Genomic DNA, 17,166 nt, shown 5'->3' with positions numbered 1-17,166 from the left:
AAGTATTTTTTGCAATGGGAATCATGTTTCCCCACGCACTATTGAATAGAATAAAACTGAAAAGAAAGAAATTATGCTAGCAACGGACTCCGCACTGGTGCTCTTTAGCGGTGGACAAGATTCCACCACCTGCCTGGCCTGGGCTCTCAAACACTATAGCCGAGTGGAAACCATCGGCTTTGATTACGGCCAGCGCCATGCGATCGAACTGACCGTGCGTCCCGGCGTACTGGAACAGATGCGCCAGCAGTCGCCCGAATGGGACAGCCGCCTGGGCCAGGACCACATGATCGACCTGTCATTGATTTCCGCCATTTCCGATACGGCCATGACGCAGAACGTCGAGATCGTCATGCAGGAAAACGGCTTGCCGAACACCTTTGTTCCTGGACGCAACTTGCTGTTCATGACGGTGGCCGCGACCGTGGCGTATCGCCGCGGCTTGACGGTGTTAGTGGGCGGCATGTGCGAGACGGATTTTTCCGGCTACCCGGATTGCCGCGACGATACGATGAAGGCGCTGCAAGTGGCCCTGAACCTGGGCATGGACACGCGTTTGAAACTGGAAACGCCGCTGATGTGGCTGGACAAGGCGCAAAGCTGGGACCTGGCGGAAGACCTGGGCGGCCAGCCGCTGGTCGACCTGATCCGCAGCGGCACGCATACCTGCTACCTGGGCGAGCGGGGCGAGCTGCACGACTGGGGCTATGGCTGCGGCACTTGCCCCGCCTGCGCCCTGCGCGCGAATGGCTACCAGCAATATGCTGCGAGAAAAGCCTTGAAGTAACAGGTTGCGCCGTTTCTTCAAGCGGCGCGGCAGGGGGAGCAGCCAAGCTGTGGTTTTTGCCACAGGAGCGTCTTGCCATGAAATCCCTCTTTGCCGTGCTGTACGGCCCCGTGTTCTGGGCCGGCTTCATCGGCGCCGCCTGTTACCTGATTGCGGTTAGCCAACATTCCTTCTGGGTCTTGCCGCCCTTGCTGCTGCTGGCCCTGCTCACTTCCTTTCTTGCCGAACGCTATGCGCCGTATGACGGCGCGTGGAACGACGGTCACGGCGACGGCTGGCGCGATACGCTGCACGCGCTCGTCAATGAAGCTCTCTACCTGCTGGGCCTGGCCGCCTTTCCCCTGCTGGCCGGGCACCTGGCGCTGGGCGCATTCTGGCCAGTCCAGTTGCCGTTCTGGGCGCAGTTGCTGCTGGCGATCCTGATTGCCGACTGCGGCATCACGCTCGTGCACTACCTGAGCCACCGCTATTATTTTCTGTGGAAACTGCATGCCGTGCACCACAGCGTGCAGCGCATGTACGGTTTCAATGGCTGGATGAAACATCCGCTGCATCTGCTGCTGGAAGCGGCCGGCGGCATGCTGCCCTTGCTGCTGCTGGGCATACCGGAGAAGGTCATGGCCGTGCTGGCGTTTGCCGTGGCGATCCAGCTGTTGCTGCAGCACGCGAATGTCGACATGCGCATGGGGCCGCTGCGCCACGTGTTTGCCTGGGCGCCTTTGCACCGTTTTCATCACATGAAGTACGGCACGGCCGGCGACGTGAATTTCGGCCTGTTCTTTACCTGCTGGGACCGCCTGCTGGGCACGGCCTTCGACGCGCCCGGCTACCGCATGCGGGGCGAGGACCTGGGCATCGGCAGCCGTCCCTATTATCCCGTCGCTTATGGACCGCAGCTGCTGGAACCGTTCCGCGCGGAAGAGGGCGTGCGCGCGCCCGAGTTGCCGGCCGGCTTGAAGCAGGCCCTCAATCGCGTCGTCAATCGAGCAGCTTGACGTCGAGCTGGCGCAAGCTGCGGTCGGCGCGCACGCCGAACAGGCTACGCATGGTGCGTGAAAAATGCGCGGCATCGGCAAAGCCCGCGCCGTGGGCCGCCTGCGTCAGGGTGCTGCCGAGCAAGATGAAACGGATGGCCAGGCGCAGACGGCGCCACAGCACCAGCCGCCGCACGGGCAAGCCCAGCTGAGCGCTGAACAGGCGTTCCAGCTGGCTCAGCGACAAATGCGCGGCCTCTGCCACGGCCGCCGCGCTGACCTTGCCGGACAGCAGCGCATCGACCTTGTCCAGCGCCCGCCGCAAGCGGGGATCGGGCAAGCGCTCGCGTGGCTGCGCCTGCAGCGCGGCGGCCAGGCTGTCGAGGCTGGGCACGCCTGCGCTGGCGGCCGCCGCCAGCAGGGCCGCGCCGCCCAGGCGCTGCGGTTCCGCGTAGATGGTCAGCATGGGGGCCTGCGCGCTCAGGATGGCGTGCGGGCGCAGGCTGTCGATCAGCAAGTGCCGCGCCGTGTGGACGATGCCGTCGAGCTCGGCGGTGAAGGGTGCTCCCGTGCTCAGCATCAATTGATGCGCGTAATGGGCGTGGCTGTCCGTGGCGCCCGCCGCGCCATGCAGGATGGCGAAGTCCGGCGCCAGCCATAGTGTTCCCTGCCAGCTATCTTGCTGCAAACGCGGCTCCTTGATGATGGATTGCGGGGCGATCATACCAGTGAGAGCAGATGGTTTTCATGGCATCGAATTTTCCTGGAGTACACATCATTGCATTGATGAAATGTGTGGTCTTTTTAATACAATATTCAGCATTGCAAGGGCGCTCGCTGTAACGTACTATCATTCTCATCGACTACCGATGGTAGTCGTGCAGCCCGCTGCCAGCCATGTTGCTGGCCGTGAAATGGTTTGATGCCGTTCTGTCTGTCAGCCTGTCATGTCTACACGCGCGTCTTCGTCGTGGTTTGCCAAGCCAGTGTCGCACTGGGTGGGGCCGCGCGCATTGGCCGCGCTGGTGCTGGCCCTGTGCCTGGGACTGACGTATGGCGCCTGGCGCAACGCCCACGACGCCAGCGAACAGCAGGTGCAGGCCGATTTCGATTTCCGCGTGCGCGAACTGATGGGCAACATCGCCGGCCGCATGCAGACCTATATCCAGGTGCTGCACGGGGTGCAGGGACTGTATGCCAGTTCTCAGGAAGTCACGCGCCGCGAATTCCATGCCTATCTGGCGGTGCAGCAGGTGGACCGCCACTTTCCCGGCATCCACGGCATCGGTTACCTGCCGCTGCTGCCCGGCGCAGCCCTGGCGCGGCACGAGGCCGGCGTGCGCGCCGAGGGCTATCCCGGCTATGCCGTGCGTCCGCCCGGCCAGCGCGCCTGGCACGCGCCCATCACCTATCTGGAACCCTTGAGCGACAGCAACCTGCTGGCCTTCGGCTACGACATCTGGTCCGAACCCGTGCGCCGCGCCGCGCTCGAGCAGGCGCGCGACACGGGGCAAGCCGCCATGACGGGCAAGATCCACCTGGTGCAAGATGGCGGCAGCGCCCAGGCGCATGGCTTCCTCGTCGTGCTGCCCGTGTATGACAACGGCTTGCTGCATGCCAGCGTGGAACAGCGGCGCGCCGCCCTGCGCGCCTGGGTGTTTGCGCCGTTCCGCATGGGCGACCTGATGGCGGGCGTGGGCGGCGAGAGCGCGCACCAGCTGGACCTGGAAATTTATGATGGCGCGCAAATGGCCGAGGCGGCCCTGATGTATGACAGCTTGCCGGGCGGCATGTCGTCTGCCGCGTCGGACAGCCTCGTGTCGCTGCAAGTGATCACCATCGCCGGCCGCCCCTGGACCTTGCGTGTGCGCGCCATGCCGGGCTTCGATGGCGAGCTGTTGGCGCGGCCGCGTCTGGTGGCCTGGACAGGCTTGCTGGCCAGCATCGTGCTGGCGCTGGCGGCCTGGCTGCTGGCGGCGGGGCGCGCCCGCGCCCAGGCGGCGCTGGCGCGCTCGAGCGAGCTGACCGGTCAGCTGGAGCAGGGGCAGGCCAGCGTGCTGGCGATGGCCGAAGCGGCGCAGCGCAGCCAGGCCATGCTGCGCAGCATCCTCGATTCGACCATCGACGGCATTCTGGTCGACAACGTCAACGGCCGCATCTTCACCTCGAACCGGCGCTTCCGCGACCTGTGGCAAGTGCCCGACGCGCTCGACTGGCAAGCCGATGGCACGGCGCTCGTGCGCCACGTGGAAAGCCAGCTGGAGCAGGCGGCGCCTTTCCTCGGGGCACGCGCCCACGCGCCGCACGGCCACCGCGAGCGGCGCGACGTGCTGCACCTGCGCGATGGACGGGTGGTCGAGCAATATGTGCGCAGCATGCAGCTGGGCAATGAACAGGCGCGCTTGTGGACTTTCCGCGATATCAGCGAGCGCAGCCAGATGGAACGGCGCGAACACACGCGGCGGCAAGTGCTGGAAATGCTGGCCACGGGCGCGCCGCTGGAACGGGTGCTGGAAAGCGTGGTGCTGAGCGTGCAAGCCGACCATCCCGCCATGCTGTGCAGCATCTTGCTGCTCGATGAAAGCCGCCACCGCCTGGTGCTGGGCGCGGCGCCCAGCTTGCCCGCGTTTTTCAACTTGTCCAGTCATGGTCATGACCTCGACACCCTTCAGGGCGTGCACGGCATCGCCGCGCAAGCCGTGCGCGACGGTCAGCGCGTGATCGTCGGCGACCTGCATGCCGATGCGCAGGAAACGATGGAACTGGCGTACCGGGCCCAGCTGCAATCGTGCTGGGCCGAGCCCGTGCGTGGCGGCTCGGGCAAGATGCTCGGCGTGCTGATGGCGTATCACCGCCAGCCCTCCTTGCCGGGGGCGGCGCATCTGGCGCGGCTGAGCGAGGCGGCGCACCTGGCCGGCATGGCCATCGAACAGGCGCAGGTGGCGCTGGCCCTGCGCGCGGGAGAAGCGCGTTTCCGCAGCCTGTACGACCATGCGCCCGTCGCCTTGTGGGAACAGGACTGGTCGGCCGTGCGCGCCGCGCTCGATGCTCTCGAGCAAGCGGGCGTGCGCGACTTGGGCGCCCACTTCCAGGCCAATCCCGATGCGCTGCGGCGGCTGGCGGGGCTGGTGCGCATCATCGACGCGAACGGCGCCGCCCTGGCGCAAGTGCGCGCCAACGAGGACGACCAGCGCCGCGGCGCCTTGAGCCTGGCGCAGAATTTCGACGACAGCGCCTTGCCCCGTTTCGGCGACGCGCTGCTGGCGCTGGCTGGCGGCGCTCACCTGTACGAGTGCGAGAGCAGTTTCGTGCGTCTCGATGGCGCGGCGCGGCAAAATGAATTGAGCTTGCTGGTGATGCCCGGCCATGCGGGCAGCCTCGATTTCGTCATGGTGTCTTCGCTCGATATCACCGAGCGCAAGCGCATGAACGCGGAATTGCTGCAGCTGGCCACCACGGATTTCCTGACCGGCTTGCCGAACCGGCGCCACTTCATGGCGTCGCTGGAAAACGAGCATGCCCGCTTGCAGCGTGAACTGGCCAGCTGCGCCAGCGTGCTGATGCTAGACATCGATCACTTCAAGCGCGTCAACGACGAATATGGTCATGCCGTGGGCGATGCCGTACTGCGCCACCTGGGCGCGCTGATGTGCCAGGCGCTGCGCAAGGTCGACGTACCGGGCCGCGTGGGCGGCGAGGAATTCGCCATCTTGTTGCCGGGTACGGATCTGAGCGCCGCCGCCGTGTTTGCCGAACGACTGCGCCGGCGCGTGGCGGAAAGTTCGCTGACCATCGATGGCGGCATTGTGATCACCATCACGGTGAGTATCGGCATGGCCGCCATGGCCGGCACCGATGCCGATTGCGACGCCGTGCTGGCGCGCGCCGACGAGGCGCTGTACCGGGCCAAGCGGGGCGGGCGCAACCGCATCGAACAGAACGATGGCGGCGGCGACGGCGTGCTCAGCAAGTTCATGGCGCAGTGATTACAGGCTGTGCTGACGCGCTTGCGCCTGCTTGCGGTTGCGGCTGACGATGAGCCAGATGATGGCCACGGGTATCAGCAGCGGCAGCAGCACGGGCGTGCTCAGCGCCAGCGCCAGCACCACGCACAGTGCCACGGCGGCGATCAGCACCACGCCCACGCCGGCCAGCACCACGCCCGTCACGACGGCGGCGCACACCACGGCAATGGCGGCGATCAGCAAGCCGCCGCCGGCAAACACGAGGCCGAACAGCCACTCGAGCGGACCGTCGATATCGCCGCCGTTGAGCTGCATGTGCATGTCGCTGCCGCCGACCTTGTCGAGGAAGAGGCAGGCGAGCATGACGATGAGGACGAAGGTGAGCAGTTTTTTCATGATAGGCCTCGCAGTGTGGGTGATGGGGTGTTGCATGGTCACACTGTAGGGGCGCTCCCGGCATGCCGCCAGCGGCGTGCGACAGGCCGTCATTTTCACGGTATGGAAGGCGCTGGCGGTCAGAAAACGCTGATCTGGAACAAGATTTCTTTTCTTGTAATGTACGCAAGCCGTCCTATACTGAATACCTCACTCTCGCAAGGAGGGCAACATGCTTTTGTTTGCAGATACCGGGGATCAATCGCTATCCCCCCACGACCATCGAATCACGCGCCAGCGTAGCGCCACGCAGTCCTGCGCCGAGCCCGTCGGTGCGCCATCGGCGATACCGCCGATCATCATCAATCCCTTTAGTTACCATGCGCCACTGCCTGCCATCGACCCGCGCTGGGTGCCGCCCGGTCCGCCGCTGACCTGGCCCAACCGGCCTGCCATGTCCATGTGCTGACAGTTGCCTGGGAAGGTGCGGGAAGGAAGTGTTGAACGTTCACCCATGCCGCCGGCGAGGCGGCACGGGCGGGCGTTTTCGACTATCATGCTAGCCCCGACCTTCCATCACGAGCACCGCCATGAGTACCGATTTCCCCGATTTTTCCGACGAATCCGCCGAGCCGGACAATGACGCTCCGATCCAGGAGCCGCGCCTGTGGGTAGGCAATGGCTGGACGGCGCGCGTGATCAAGAACGAGGAAGATGAAGGCTGGGCCGTGGCCATGATCAAGGATGGCGAACCGGAGCCGGCCCTCGTGGGTCCGTGGACCATGGGCCGCGACAAGAAAAACCCGAAGCCGCTCGACGTCAACGCCTTCAATACCCTGGTCAAGACGGCCTCGGAAGTGCTGCGCCGCCACGAGCAGCAGCTGCATGCGCAATTGCACAAGAACCTGTTCGTCGCCACCGACGAGGGGCAGGTCAAGGTGATGTTCGACATCGTCCCCGACGAAGACCACCCGTACGCGGAACTGAGCGCCTATGACGCCGACGGCGAACAGATCGCCAAGGTGCGCACCTCGGCCGCGTTCAAGTTCAACGCGACCTCCGCGGCGAACTGGATCGAGGGCGGCTACCGCCGGCCATGACCCGGTAGGTCGGATTAGCGGGGCTTTGTTCCGCGTAATCCGACGCCACCACCGGCGCCAACAATGTGTCGGATTATGCGTGTCCTTCGGCCACGCTAATCCGGCCTACCTCTTGCGGCATAAGCGAGCCGGTACAGCAGCGGCAGCACCAGCAAGGTCAAGGCCGTCGATGACAGGATGCCGCCGATCACCACGGTGGCCAGCGGACGCTGCACTTCGGCGCCCGTGCCCGTGGCAATGGCCATCGGCACGAAACCCAGCGACGCCACCAGCGCCGTCATCAAGACGGGCCGCAGCCGCGTGATCGCCCCTTCTCGGATGGCGTCCTGCAAGGGCATGCCCTGGTCGCGCAGCTGGCGGATGTAGGCGATCATCACCAGGCCATTCAGCACAGCCACACCGGACAGGGCGATGAAGCCGACGGCGGCCGAGATCGACATGGGGATGTCGCGCAGCCACAGGGCGACGATGCCGCCCGTCAAGGCGAACGGGATGCCGCTGAACACCAGCAAGCCATCCTTCACGTTGCCGAACATGGCGAACAGCAGCACGAAGACGAGCGCCAGCGCCACGGGCACCACCAGTTCCAGGCGTTTCGTGGCCGATTGCAATTGCTCGAACTGGCCGCCCCAGCTGGTCCAGTAGCCAGCGGGAATGGCCACTTGCGCTTGCAGCTGCTGCGTGGCGTCGGCGACAAACGAGCCAATATCGCGTCCGCGCACGTTGGCGCTGATGACGATGCGGCGCTTGCCGTCTTCGCGGCTGATCTGGTTCGGTCCCGGCGCCACTTGCAGGCTGGCCACTTCGCCGAGCGGAATGAAGCGGGCACGGCCTTCCGCCGCGGCACCCAGGGGCAGGGCGATGGGCAGGCGCTTCAATTGCTCCAGGTCGCTGCGCAGGCTGTCGGGCAGGCGCACGACGATGTCGAAGCGGCGGTCGCCCTGGAACAGCGTACCGGCCTCTTGCCCGCCGATGGCCGTGGCAATCGCCGCTTGCACGTCGGCAATGTTGAGACCGTAGCGGGCCGTCTGCTCGCGGTTGATCTGCACCGTCAGCATGGGCAGGCCCGTGGTCTGCTCGACCTTCACTTCCGTCGCACCGGCAATCTTGCCCAGCACGCCGGCGATCTTCGCCGCTGTGCTGTCGAGGACAAGCATGTCGTCGCCGAACAGTTTCACGGCCACGTCGCTGCGCACGCCGGAAATCAGCTCATTGAAGCGCAGCTGGATCGGCTGCGAAAACTCGTAGTTATTGCCCGGTAAACTGGTAGCCGTCGCTTCGATTTCCGCCAGCAATCGCTCGCGCGATTTTGTCGGTTCCGGCCATGCGTCGCGTGGCTTGAGCATGATGTAGCCATCGGAAATATTGGGGGGCATGGGGTCGGACGCGATCTCGGCCGTTCCCGTACGGGCGAACACGCGCGCGATTTCCTTGTGGTTTGCCATCAGCTTGCTTTCCAGCTGCTGCTGCATGGCCAGTGATTGCGTCAAGCTGGTGCCGGGGATGCGCAGGGCCTGGATGGCGATATCGCCCTCGTTCAGGCTGGGCACGAATTCGCTGCCCATGCGCGTTGCCAGCAAGCCCGACAGCACGACCGCCACCGCCGCGCCCGTCAGCACGACCGGTGTGTTGCGCATCACCTTGTCCAGCAGCGGCGCATACCAGCGCTTGGCCGCGCGCATGAGGGCGTTTTCTTTCTCCGCCACCTTGTCGCCGATAAACAGCGCCACGGCGGCCGGAATGAAGGTGATCGACAGCAGCATGGCGCCCAGCAGCGCAATGACCACCGTCAGGGCCATCGGCGTAAACATGCGTCCCTCCACGCCCGTCAGCGCGAAAATGGGCAGGTACACCACCATGATGATCAGCTGGCCGTACAGCAGGGGACGGCGCGCCTCTTGCGATGCCGCAAACACTTCCTGAAACCGTTCCTGCAAGGTCAGGGACCGTCCCAGTTTCTGCTGTGCATGGGCCAGGCGTCGCACGCAGTTTTCCACGATCACCACGGCGCCATCGATGATGATGCCGAAGTCCAGCGCACCCAGACTCATCAGATTGGCGCTCACGTGGTATTGCACCATGCCCGTAAACGTGAACAGCATGGCCAGCGGAATCACCATGGCCGTGATGACGGCTGCGCGGATATTGCCGAGGAAGAGGAACAAAATGGCGATCACCAGCACGGCGCCTTCGAGCAGGTTTTTCTTCACCGTATTGATGGCCTTGTCGACCAATACCGTGCGGTCATACACGGTGACGGCATGCACGCCTTTCGGCAGGCTGCGGTTGATCTCCACCATTTTCTTGTCGACGGCTTGCGAGACGGCGCGGCTGTTCTGCCCGATCAGCATGAAGACCGTGCCGAGCACCACTTCGCGGCCGTTTTCCGTGGCCGCGCCCGTGCGCAGCTCGCGCCCCAGCACCACGTCGGCCACGTCGCGGATGCGGATCGCCACGCCCTGCACGTTGGCAACGACGATGTTGCCGATGTCGCTTTTCGACGCCACCTGGCCTGGCGCACGTATCAGCAATTGCTCACCCTGCTTTTCGATGTAGCCGGCGCCCACATTGCTGTTGTTGCGCTCGAGCGCCGTCACCACGTCTTGCAGGCTGATGCCGTAGGCGGCCAGTTTTTCCGGATACGGCGCCACCTGGTATTGCTTGGCGTAGCCGCCGATGGCATTGATTTCCGTCACGCCCGTGACATTGCGCAACTGCGGCTTGATGATCCAGTCCTGGATTTCGCGCAAGTCCGTCGGCGTGTACGGCGTGCCGTCCGGCTTTTTCGCGCCGTCTTGCGTTTCCACCGTCCACAGGTAGATTTCACCGAGACCTGTAGACACGGGCCCCATCTTTGGCGTGACGCCGGCCGGCAGGCTTTCCTTGGCTTCCTGCAAGCGCTCGTTGATCATCTGGCGCGCAAAATAGATGTCCGTGCCATCCTTGAAGATCACGGTCACTTGCGACAGGCCATAGCGCGACAGCGAGCGCGTCTGTTCCAGGTTCGGCAAGCCGGCCATGGCCGTCTCGATGGGGAAGGTGACTCGCTGCTCGGTTTCCAGAGGCGAATAGCCGGCGGACTGGGTATTGATTTGCACCTGCACATTGGTGATGTCGGGCACGGCGTCAATGGGCAGCTTTTGATAGCTGTAGATGCCCAGGCCAGCCATGGCGGCCACGGCCAGCATCACCAGCCAGCGCTGGTCGATGGCGAAGCGGATCAGACGTTCAAACATGATGGTTTCCTTAGCTTTGACGTGATCAATGTTCGTGGCCGGCAGAATCTTTGCCCAGCTCGGACTTCAGGACAAAACCGCCTTGCGCCGCATACGGCGTGCCGGCGACCAGGCCCTGCATGATGTGCGTCAATGTGCCATCGCTGCGGCCCAGCACCACGGGCGTGGCTTGGTAGCCATCTTTCACCTGCACGAAGACGACGGGCTTGTCTTCCACCGTCTGGATGGCCGTGGTGTGCACGGTGATGGGCGCGTCCGCTTCGCCGGACACCACTTCCACCGTGACGAACAGGCCCGGGCGCCAGGCCATGTCGGGGTTCTGCAAGCTGATGCGTGCCTTGGCCGTACGCGTCTGCTCGCCCAGCAGCGCGCCCACATAGGTGATCGTGCCTTGCGCGCTGGCGTCAAACGCGGATGCTTTCACTTCCGCCTTGCCGCCCATGCGCACGGTGGCCAGGTCCTTGGCCGGCACGGCGATTTCCGCCCACACCGTCGACAGGTCGGAAATGACGAAGATGTTCGCGTCTTCCTTGACGGCTTCGCCCAGGGTGATATGTTTTTCCAGCACCATGCCGTCGAACGGTGCGCGGATCTCATAGCGGTTCAGCGGACCTTTGCTGGTACTCGTGGCGCCTAGAGCGCTGAGTTTTTGCTGCGCGTTCTGCACGGCGATTTCCGCTTCGCGCCACGCTTGCTGCGCCTGCAGGTAATCCTGTTCGGCCGAAATTTTCTCGCGCCACAGTTTTTCCTCGCGCTCATACGTGGAGCGGGCCAAAGATAGCCGCCGCTGCGCCGACAGCAATGCGCTGCGCTGTTCCGACAATTCCGTGCTGGCGATGACGGCCAGCACTTGCCCCTTTTTCACCAGCTGGCCCAGGTCCGCCTGCACGGCTTCCACCACGCCGGCCAGGCGCGGCACGACGTGGGCCGTGCGGTCTTCATTAAAACGGACTTCGCCGGGCAGGGCGACCGTCGTCTTGATGCGGCCGGGCGCGGCCGTGGCGATGACGACGCCGGCCGCGCGGCTTTGCGCCGCCGTCAATTCCAGCTTGCCTTCCACTTCTTTGTGGTCGTGTTCGTCTTTCTTTTCCGCATGTGCTTCCGCCTTGACGGCAGGGACCGAAGGGGAGCTGGATTTGCCCGTGCCGAGGATGAGGATGGCCAGCACGATGCCGGCGGCCGCGATGGTGCCGATGGCGATCGCCTGCTTTTTGTTGAGTGTGATGTTCATGGATGGTGTTCCTTACAGGGAGGTAGGGGCGCCCAGCAGGCGCTCGATGTCGGCGGCGGCGTGTTGCGCTTCCGTCAGCGCGCGCAGGTACTGGTTTTTGGCTTGCAGCAAAGTGCGCTGGGCATCGAGCACGTCGAGGAAGGCGAACTTGCCAAACTCGAAGCCCTTGCTGGCCGCGTCATAGGCGCTTTGGGCGCCGGGCAAGATGTCGCGGCGCAAGCTTTCCACGTCAAGCCGGGCCGTGGCCAGGCGTTCGGTGGCGGCGGCCACGGCCGTTTGCACGTCGATGCGGGCGGCGGCCAGCTCGTCGCTGGCCTTGTCACTGCGGCGCAGGGCGTCGAGTTTATTGCCCGCATTGCGGTCGAACAGGGGCAGCGGCAAGGCCAGGCCGATGATGGCCTGGTTGCGGCCCAGCTCTTCCGAGCGCTTCATGCCGATGCTGACGGTGACGTCGGGCGTGGCGCGCCGCTGTTCCACGTCCAGCATGGCTTGCCGCTGGGCCAGCGCGCTTTGCGCCTGGCGCACGGCCGGCGCCTGGGCCAGGCGCGCCGCCAGTTCGCTGGCCGGGGGCAGCTCGGGCAAGGTTTCCAGGCGGCCTTCGGCGACGCTGAAACGTGGCGTGGCGTTGCCCCACAGGGCCGCCAGGCGCTTGCGGGCGCTGGCCAGGGTGCTGCGGGCCAGGTTCAGCTCCAGCCGCACGCTCGCTTCGGCGACCCTGGCGCGCGTTTCCTCGACGGGCGAAGCCTTGCCGGCCGTCACTCTGCGGGCCGTGATGTCGCTGGCGCGCGCGGCCAGGGCTTGCGCGCTGTCGGCCAGGCGCAAGCCTTCCTGCGCCGCCAGCACGTCGACAAAGGCGGAAGTGACGGCGGCGCGCGTGTCGGCTTGCTGCAGGGACAGGCCCGCTTGCGCCAGGTCTGCGCCGCGCTGGGCGACGGCGGTGCGCGCCCCCCGTTTGCCGCCCAGTTCGATGAGCTGGTTCAGTTGCACGGTGGTGCTGCGCGTGGCGCGTCGCGTGTCTTCCAGCACGGTTTGCAGTTCCGGATTGGGCAGGGCGCGCGCCTGTTGCAGGGCGCCGCCCTGTGCCGCCAGTTCGTGGCGGGCGGCCGACAGGGTGGCGTTGCCGCCCTCGGCCAGGGCCAGCGCGGCGGGCAGGGTCAACGGTGCGGCGGGTTCCACGCTGGATTGCGCGTGGACAAGGTTGCCGGCCAGCAGGCCAGCGGATAGCAAGAAAATGAATCGGTGCATCGAATTCTCCAAAAGCATGGAAAAGAATTCGACGGGACGCGCAGGCCTGCGCCTGACTTACTGCGATAAGTGATTGAAACGTCCCGTCGGCCTAGATGGCCGACGACCAGTCAGGGCGCTTTGGAGCGTCCGGGATGTGGGAAGCGTAAAAGAAGGGGGAAGTGTCCGCGTTCACGGACGCCATGTCGCCGACGGGCAGGCTGGAGCCGGCCGGCAGCCATGCATGGCCGATGCCGTGGCAGACGTTGCAATCGCTGTGCGGCTGGCCTTTTTTCTGCTGGTCCGCCACCTTTTTGTCGCCGGCGGGTTGCTTGTCCGCGTCCGCCTTGTGCTGGTGGCTGTGGTGGCCCAGGTGCTGCGCCGCCTTGCCTTCTTCGTGCAGGCAATACGCGCTCGCCGCAGCCCAGGACATCTGGAGCGGAAGCACGAACAGCAGCAAAATGAGGAAGAATCGGCGCATGGTGACGGCTATTGTACAGAAAGACGGAAGGCTGCGCGCATGTCAGTGCGGCTGGGCGCGCCACGCTTTCAGCTGCGCGGCGATGGCCTTGCCTTGGAACAGCTGCGGCTCGGAATGCTCTTCCGTCTCCATGCCGCCTTCGCGGAAATCGGCGGCCTCGCGCGCCTGCACCAGCACTTTGGCCATGTCGAACGCTTCCGCAAAGCCGGCGCTCTTGGGCAGCGCTTCCTTGAAATACGCTTCGCTGAAATACGTAAAATCGTTCTGGTCGTCGCAGCCGAACGAGGTGCGGTCGCTGCGCGCGGCCGTGATGATGAGGGTGTTGTCATCTTTCAATGGCGCAATGAATCCGCCCGCATAGCAGGCCGAGATCACGATGACTTTCCAGCGGATGCCGCTGTGCTTGAGCATGGACGCCAGCTCCTGCGCGGGCAGGCTGTGCAAGTCCATGCCGTTTTGCGCCAGCGCCAGTTCGTGTTCGGGCGAGCCGTGGCTGGTGAGGAACAGAAACAGGATGTCGTTCTGCTTGTCCATCTTCGCGCCCAGCGCGTCGAGGCTGGCGGCGATGCTGGTGCGCGTGGCCATCGGCTGTTGCGCCACCGTGTTGCGGCTGTTGACGAGCATCAATGAACGGCCCACGGTGCCGTAATCGCGGTCGAACTGGCGCTGCACGAAGGCCGTTTCGCGGTGAAACACTTCCTGCGCGCCATCGCCGGCCACGCCCAGCAAATATAAATTGATCTTTTTCGTCGGTTCGCGCGGCGCGATGCGGGCCAGGGCGCCGTCTAGCAGGCTGCGCTGGTTATACAGGGCCAGCTCGATATTGTCGCGCGTGAGCTTGTCCAGGGCCGGGTCGTCCAGCTGGCCTTCCGTCCAGTTGCCGCTGTCTTCGCGCCGGCCGTCCGCCTGCGCCACGGCGTAGCGCAGCACGCCCTGGCCGTCGAACTGGCCATTCTTGAAGCCGCCCCGGTATTCGTCGCCCTCGGCCGTGCGCAGCACGCCGTCGCCTTCGAATTTCCAGTCTTTCAGCTCGCCTTCGTAGTGGATGCCGTCGCTGGTGGTGACCTTGGCCTTGCCCTGCACCTGGCCCTGGACGAATTCGCCTTCGAAGACGGTGCCGTCCGTGTCGGTCAGCTTGCCGGCGCCGTGCGGGCGCCAGTGCTTGAAATGGCCTTCGAAGGTGGCGCCGTCGGCGCCCTGGAAGCGGCCTTGTCCCTCGAAGCTGCCCTTGACGAAGTTGCCCGCATAGATTTCTCCCTTGGGCGAAGTGTAGCGGCCGATGCCATCGAAGGCGCCCTGGCGGAAGGCGCCCGTGTATTCGACGCCGGACGCCTGGCGCAGCTTGCCCTGGCCGGAAAACACGCCGCGCGCGAAGCCCCCTTCGTAGAACGCGCCGCTCGCGTATTCGAGCCGGCCCTGGCCCTGCATCTTGCCGTCGACGAGGGGGCCGAAATAGCGTCCGCCATCGGCCGTTTCCGCCGCCGGCGTCTTGGCCGGCGCGGCGCACAGCGGCGGCATGCCCAGCGCGGCAAAGGCCAGCAGGCCGGCGAGGGTATAGGGACGAAGCGAGGCGCGTAGCGTGGCGGTCATGAGGACGGTCTGGTCTGTAGGAAGGGGCCTAGTCTGCCACCGTATTGCCAGCGTGGCAAATGCGCGCGTGGCGCGTGTTGCTCTGCCTCAAGGCAAGATTCTCCGTTTTATGCCGTGCCAAGGCTGGGCTGAACTGATAATATTGATTTTCAGAACATATACTTGCACAAGGCACATAGTCACCCATGGAAAGCCGTCTCAGCCGTCTGGAAGCCGTTCAAACCGTGTTGCTGGAGATCGGGCAGCGCTCGAGCGCCTGCAGCGATATCAGCGAATTCCTGCAGGCGGTGCATGCGGCGCTGGGGCGCATCATGTATGCGGCGAACTTTTACGTGGCGCTCAGCGACCACGACGACGGCCTCGTGCGCTTTCCCTATTTTGTCGATGAATTCGACGCCGCGCCCGATCCGGGCGAGGGCGTGCGTCTGGCCAGCGCCGCGCAGTCGCCCACGGCGTGGGTCATCGTCAACCGCAAGCAGCTGGTAATGACGGCCGAAGACGACGCCATGCGCGCCATCGGCGGCGGCGCCTGGGGCGGCGGCACGGAGGCCGAGCACTGGATCGGCTGTCCGCTGCTGGACCAGCAGCACCAGGTGCTGGGCGCCATCGTCATCCAGAGCTATGACGCCCAGCACCGTTTCAGCCTGGAAGACCAGGCCCTGTTCGCGCTGATCGCCACGCACGTGTCGAGCGCCCTGCAAGGCATGCAAAGCATGGACCGGCTGGAAAAGGCGGTGCAGGAGCGCACGGCCCTGCTGGCGCACGAGGTGGCCGAGCGGCGCCGCGCGGAAAACCTCCAGCATGCGCTGTATGAAATCGCCAACCTGTCGGCGCAGGCGGCCGACGCGACCACCCTGTATGCGCGCCTGCATGCCATCATCAGCGAGCTGGTGACGGCGAAAAATTTCCTCATCGCCCTGTACCACCCGGACAACAAGGACATCACGATCCCGTATTTTGTCGACGAGAAGGATGCGCAGGCGCCCGTAAAACGCTTTCACTATGGCATTGGCATGAGCTCGTACGTGCTGGCGCGGCGCCAGGCTTGCCTGCTGGACGCCAGCAGCTATGCGGCGCTGGTGGCCAGCGGCGAGATGGACGAACCGCTGGGCAATGTCGGCATCGCCAGCTGGATGGGCGCGCCCATGCTGCTGGGCGAGCGCAAGTATGGCGTGATCATCGTGCAAAGCTACGATGAGTCCGTCATATATGGCCAGGCGGAACTGGACGTGCTGGCCTTCATGGCCAGCCACGTGGCCGTGGCGATGGCCCGCATCCAGGCCGACAGCGCCATGCGCCAGGCCAAGGAAGCGCTGGAAGAGCAGAACGCGGCCCTGAACAGCGCCCTGAGCGCCTTGCAGGAAGCGCAGTCGGAACTGGTGCGCCAGGAAAAACTGGCCTCGCTGGGGCGCCTGGTGGCGGGCGTGGCGCATGAAATCAATACGCCGCTGGGCATTTGCGTGACGGCCACCAGCCACCTGGTACAGGAATTGAAGCTCACGCGCGAAGACCTGGAAGGCGGCCAGCTCGATGAAGACGGCTTGCGGCAATTCTTCGACATCATCGACCAGACCCTGCGCATCATGACGACGAATACGCAACGCGCCGCGGCGCTGGTGCGCAGCTTCAAGCAGGTGGCCGTGGACCAGTCGTCGGACGAATTGCGCAGTTTTAATTTGCGCAAATACCTCGATGAAATCCTGCTGTCCCTGCAGCCCAAGCTGAAGGGCAAGCCGGTCAAGGTGGAGATCGATTGCGCGCCGGAGGTGCAGCTGCGCAGCTATCCGGGCGCCGTCTCCCAGATCGTCACCAACATGGTGGTCAATTCACTGGTGCACGGCTTTGCCGAAGGCGAACCGGGCAAGATCAAGCTGTCCGCCAGGACGGCGGGCGACATGCTGGAACTCGATTACAGCGACGACGGCATGGGCATGGACAGCGCCACCCTGGGCCAGCTGTTCGACCCCTTCTTCACGACCAAGCGGGGCTCGGGCGGCAGTGGCCTCGGTGCGCATATCCTGTATAACCTGGTGACGGGACCGCTGGGCGGGACGGTGAAGGTGGTCAGCGCGCCGGGGATGGGCTTGCATTACAAGATACGCTTTCCTCTCGGTTTCAATGATGTGTCCTTGAAAACTTAAAAACGGCGGGCCGGATTGGCCCGGAACGCCCGTGTTGGAGACCTGGGCCGAAGCCACGCAGT

At 64.8% G+C, this 17,166-nt stretch carries 13 protein-coding genes; 6 read left to right on the top strand and 7 right to left on the bottom strand.

The genetic code is table 11. The annotated features are described in order from the left end of the window. Nucleotides 1-73: 73 nt before the first annotated feature. Complete coding sequence (queC, locus tag GYK42_RS20715; protein ID WP_046682176.1) at nucleotides 74-787, top strand: 7-cyano-7-deazaguanine synthase QueC; 714 nt, start codon at nucleotides 74-76, stop codon at nucleotides 785-787. 77 nt (nucleotides 788-864) lie between these two features. Next, on the top strand, nucleotides 865-1,782 hold the full coding sequence (locus GYK42_RS20710) for a sterol desaturase family protein (RefSeq protein ID WP_166449012.1): 918 nt from the start codon (nucleotides 865-867) through the stop codon (nucleotides 1,780-1,782). Here the strand turns inward: GYK42_RS20710 and GYK42_RS20705 are convergent. Next, nucleotides 1,766-2,485, bottom strand: coding sequence for a helix-turn-helix domain-containing protein (locus GYK42_RS20705; protein ID WP_166449011.1), 720 nt, complete (start codon nucleotides 2,483-2,485; stop codon nucleotides 1,766-1,768). The two genes, GYK42_RS20710 and GYK42_RS20705, sit on opposite strands and share 17 nt — an antisense overlap. A 223-nt stretch (nucleotides 2,486-2,708) precedes the next feature. Between GYK42_RS20705 and GYK42_RS20700 the strand changes: the two genes are divergently transcribed. Continuing rightward, a complete protein-coding gene (locus GYK42_RS20700; RefSeq protein ID WP_205711486.1) occupies nucleotides 2,709-5,747 on the top strand; it encodes a sensor domain-containing diguanylate cyclase in 3,039 nt (1,012 codons plus the stop codon). Here GYK42_RS20700 and GYK42_RS20695 read toward each other — a convergent pair whose 3' ends face one another. Then, nucleotides 5,748-6,122 (bottom strand): hypothetical protein, encoded by a 375-nt coding sequence (locus GYK42_RS20695; protein ID WP_166449010.1) that lies wholly within the window; start codon nucleotides 6,120-6,122, stop codon nucleotides 5,748-5,750. It lies immediately after the preceding gene. A 211-nt stretch (nucleotides 6,123-6,333) separates the two neighbouring features. On the opposite strand from GYK42_RS20695, the gene GYK42_RS20690 reads away from it, so the two are divergent. Then, nucleotides 6,334-6,570: a hypothetical protein gene (locus GYK42_RS20690; RefSeq protein WP_144417539.1), complete on the top strand. Its 237-nt coding sequence runs from the start codon at nucleotides 6,334-6,336 to the stop codon at nucleotides 6,568-6,570. 121 nt (nucleotides 6,571-6,691) lie between these two features. Continuing rightward, a complete protein-coding gene (locus GYK42_RS20685; protein WP_166449009.1) occupies nucleotides 6,692-7,201 on the top strand; it encodes a hypothetical protein in 510 nt (169 codons plus the stop codon). A gap of 95 nt (nucleotides 7,202-7,296) precedes the next feature. Here the strand turns inward: GYK42_RS20685 and GYK42_RS20680 are convergent, their stop codons facing one another. The 5 genes from GYK42_RS20680 to GYK42_RS20660 form a co-directional block, all read right to left on the bottom strand. Continuing rightward, nucleotides 7,297-10,437, bottom strand: a complete 3,141-nt coding sequence (locus GYK42_RS20680) for an efflux RND transporter permease subunit (protein WP_166449008.1) — start codon at nucleotides 10,435-10,437, stop codon at nucleotides 7,297-7,299. A 25-nt stretch (nucleotides 10,438-10,462) separates the two neighbouring features. Next, nucleotides 10,463-11,668 carry an efflux RND transporter periplasmic adaptor subunit gene (locus GYK42_RS20675; RefSeq protein WP_166449007.1) on the bottom strand — a complete coding sequence of 402 codons (1,206 nt, stop codon included), beginning with the start codon at nucleotides 11,666-11,668 and terminating at the stop codon, nucleotides 10,463-10,465. 12 nt (nucleotides 11,669-11,680) lie between these two features. Continuing rightward, entirely contained in the window at nucleotides 11,681-12,913 is a 1,233-nt protein-coding gene (locus GYK42_RS20670) for a TolC family protein (RefSeq protein ID WP_166449006.1), read from the bottom strand. A 91-nt stretch (nucleotides 12,914-13,004) separates the two neighbouring features. Further along, entirely contained in the window at nucleotides 13,005-13,373 is a 369-nt protein-coding gene (gene czcI, locus GYK42_RS20665; RefSeq protein WP_058048921.1) for a cation efflux protein, CzcI family, read from the bottom strand. Nucleotides 13,374-13,415: 42 nt separating this feature from the next. Further along, entirely contained in the window at nucleotides 13,416-14,963 is a 1,548-nt protein-coding gene (locus tag GYK42_RS20660) for a C13 family peptidase (protein WP_166449005.1), read from the bottom strand. Nucleotides 14,964-15,148: 185 nt separating this feature from the next. Between GYK42_RS20660 and GYK42_RS20655 the strand changes: the two genes are divergently transcribed. Beyond that, complete coding sequence (locus tag GYK42_RS20655) at nucleotides 15,149-17,104, top strand: GAF domain-containing sensor histidine kinase (protein ID WP_166449004.1); 1,956 nt, start codon at nucleotides 15,149-15,151, stop codon at nucleotides 17,102-17,104. Nucleotides 17,105-17,166: the final 62 nt, after the last annotated feature.

Source organism: Janthinobacterium lividum, assembly GCF_011601275.1.
Taxonomy (GTDB): Bacteria; Pseudomonadota; Gammaproteobacteria; order Burkholderiales; family Burkholderiaceae_D; genus Janthinobacterium; species Janthinobacterium lividum_E.
This window is presented reverse-complemented; position numbering and strand designations above follow the sequence as displayed.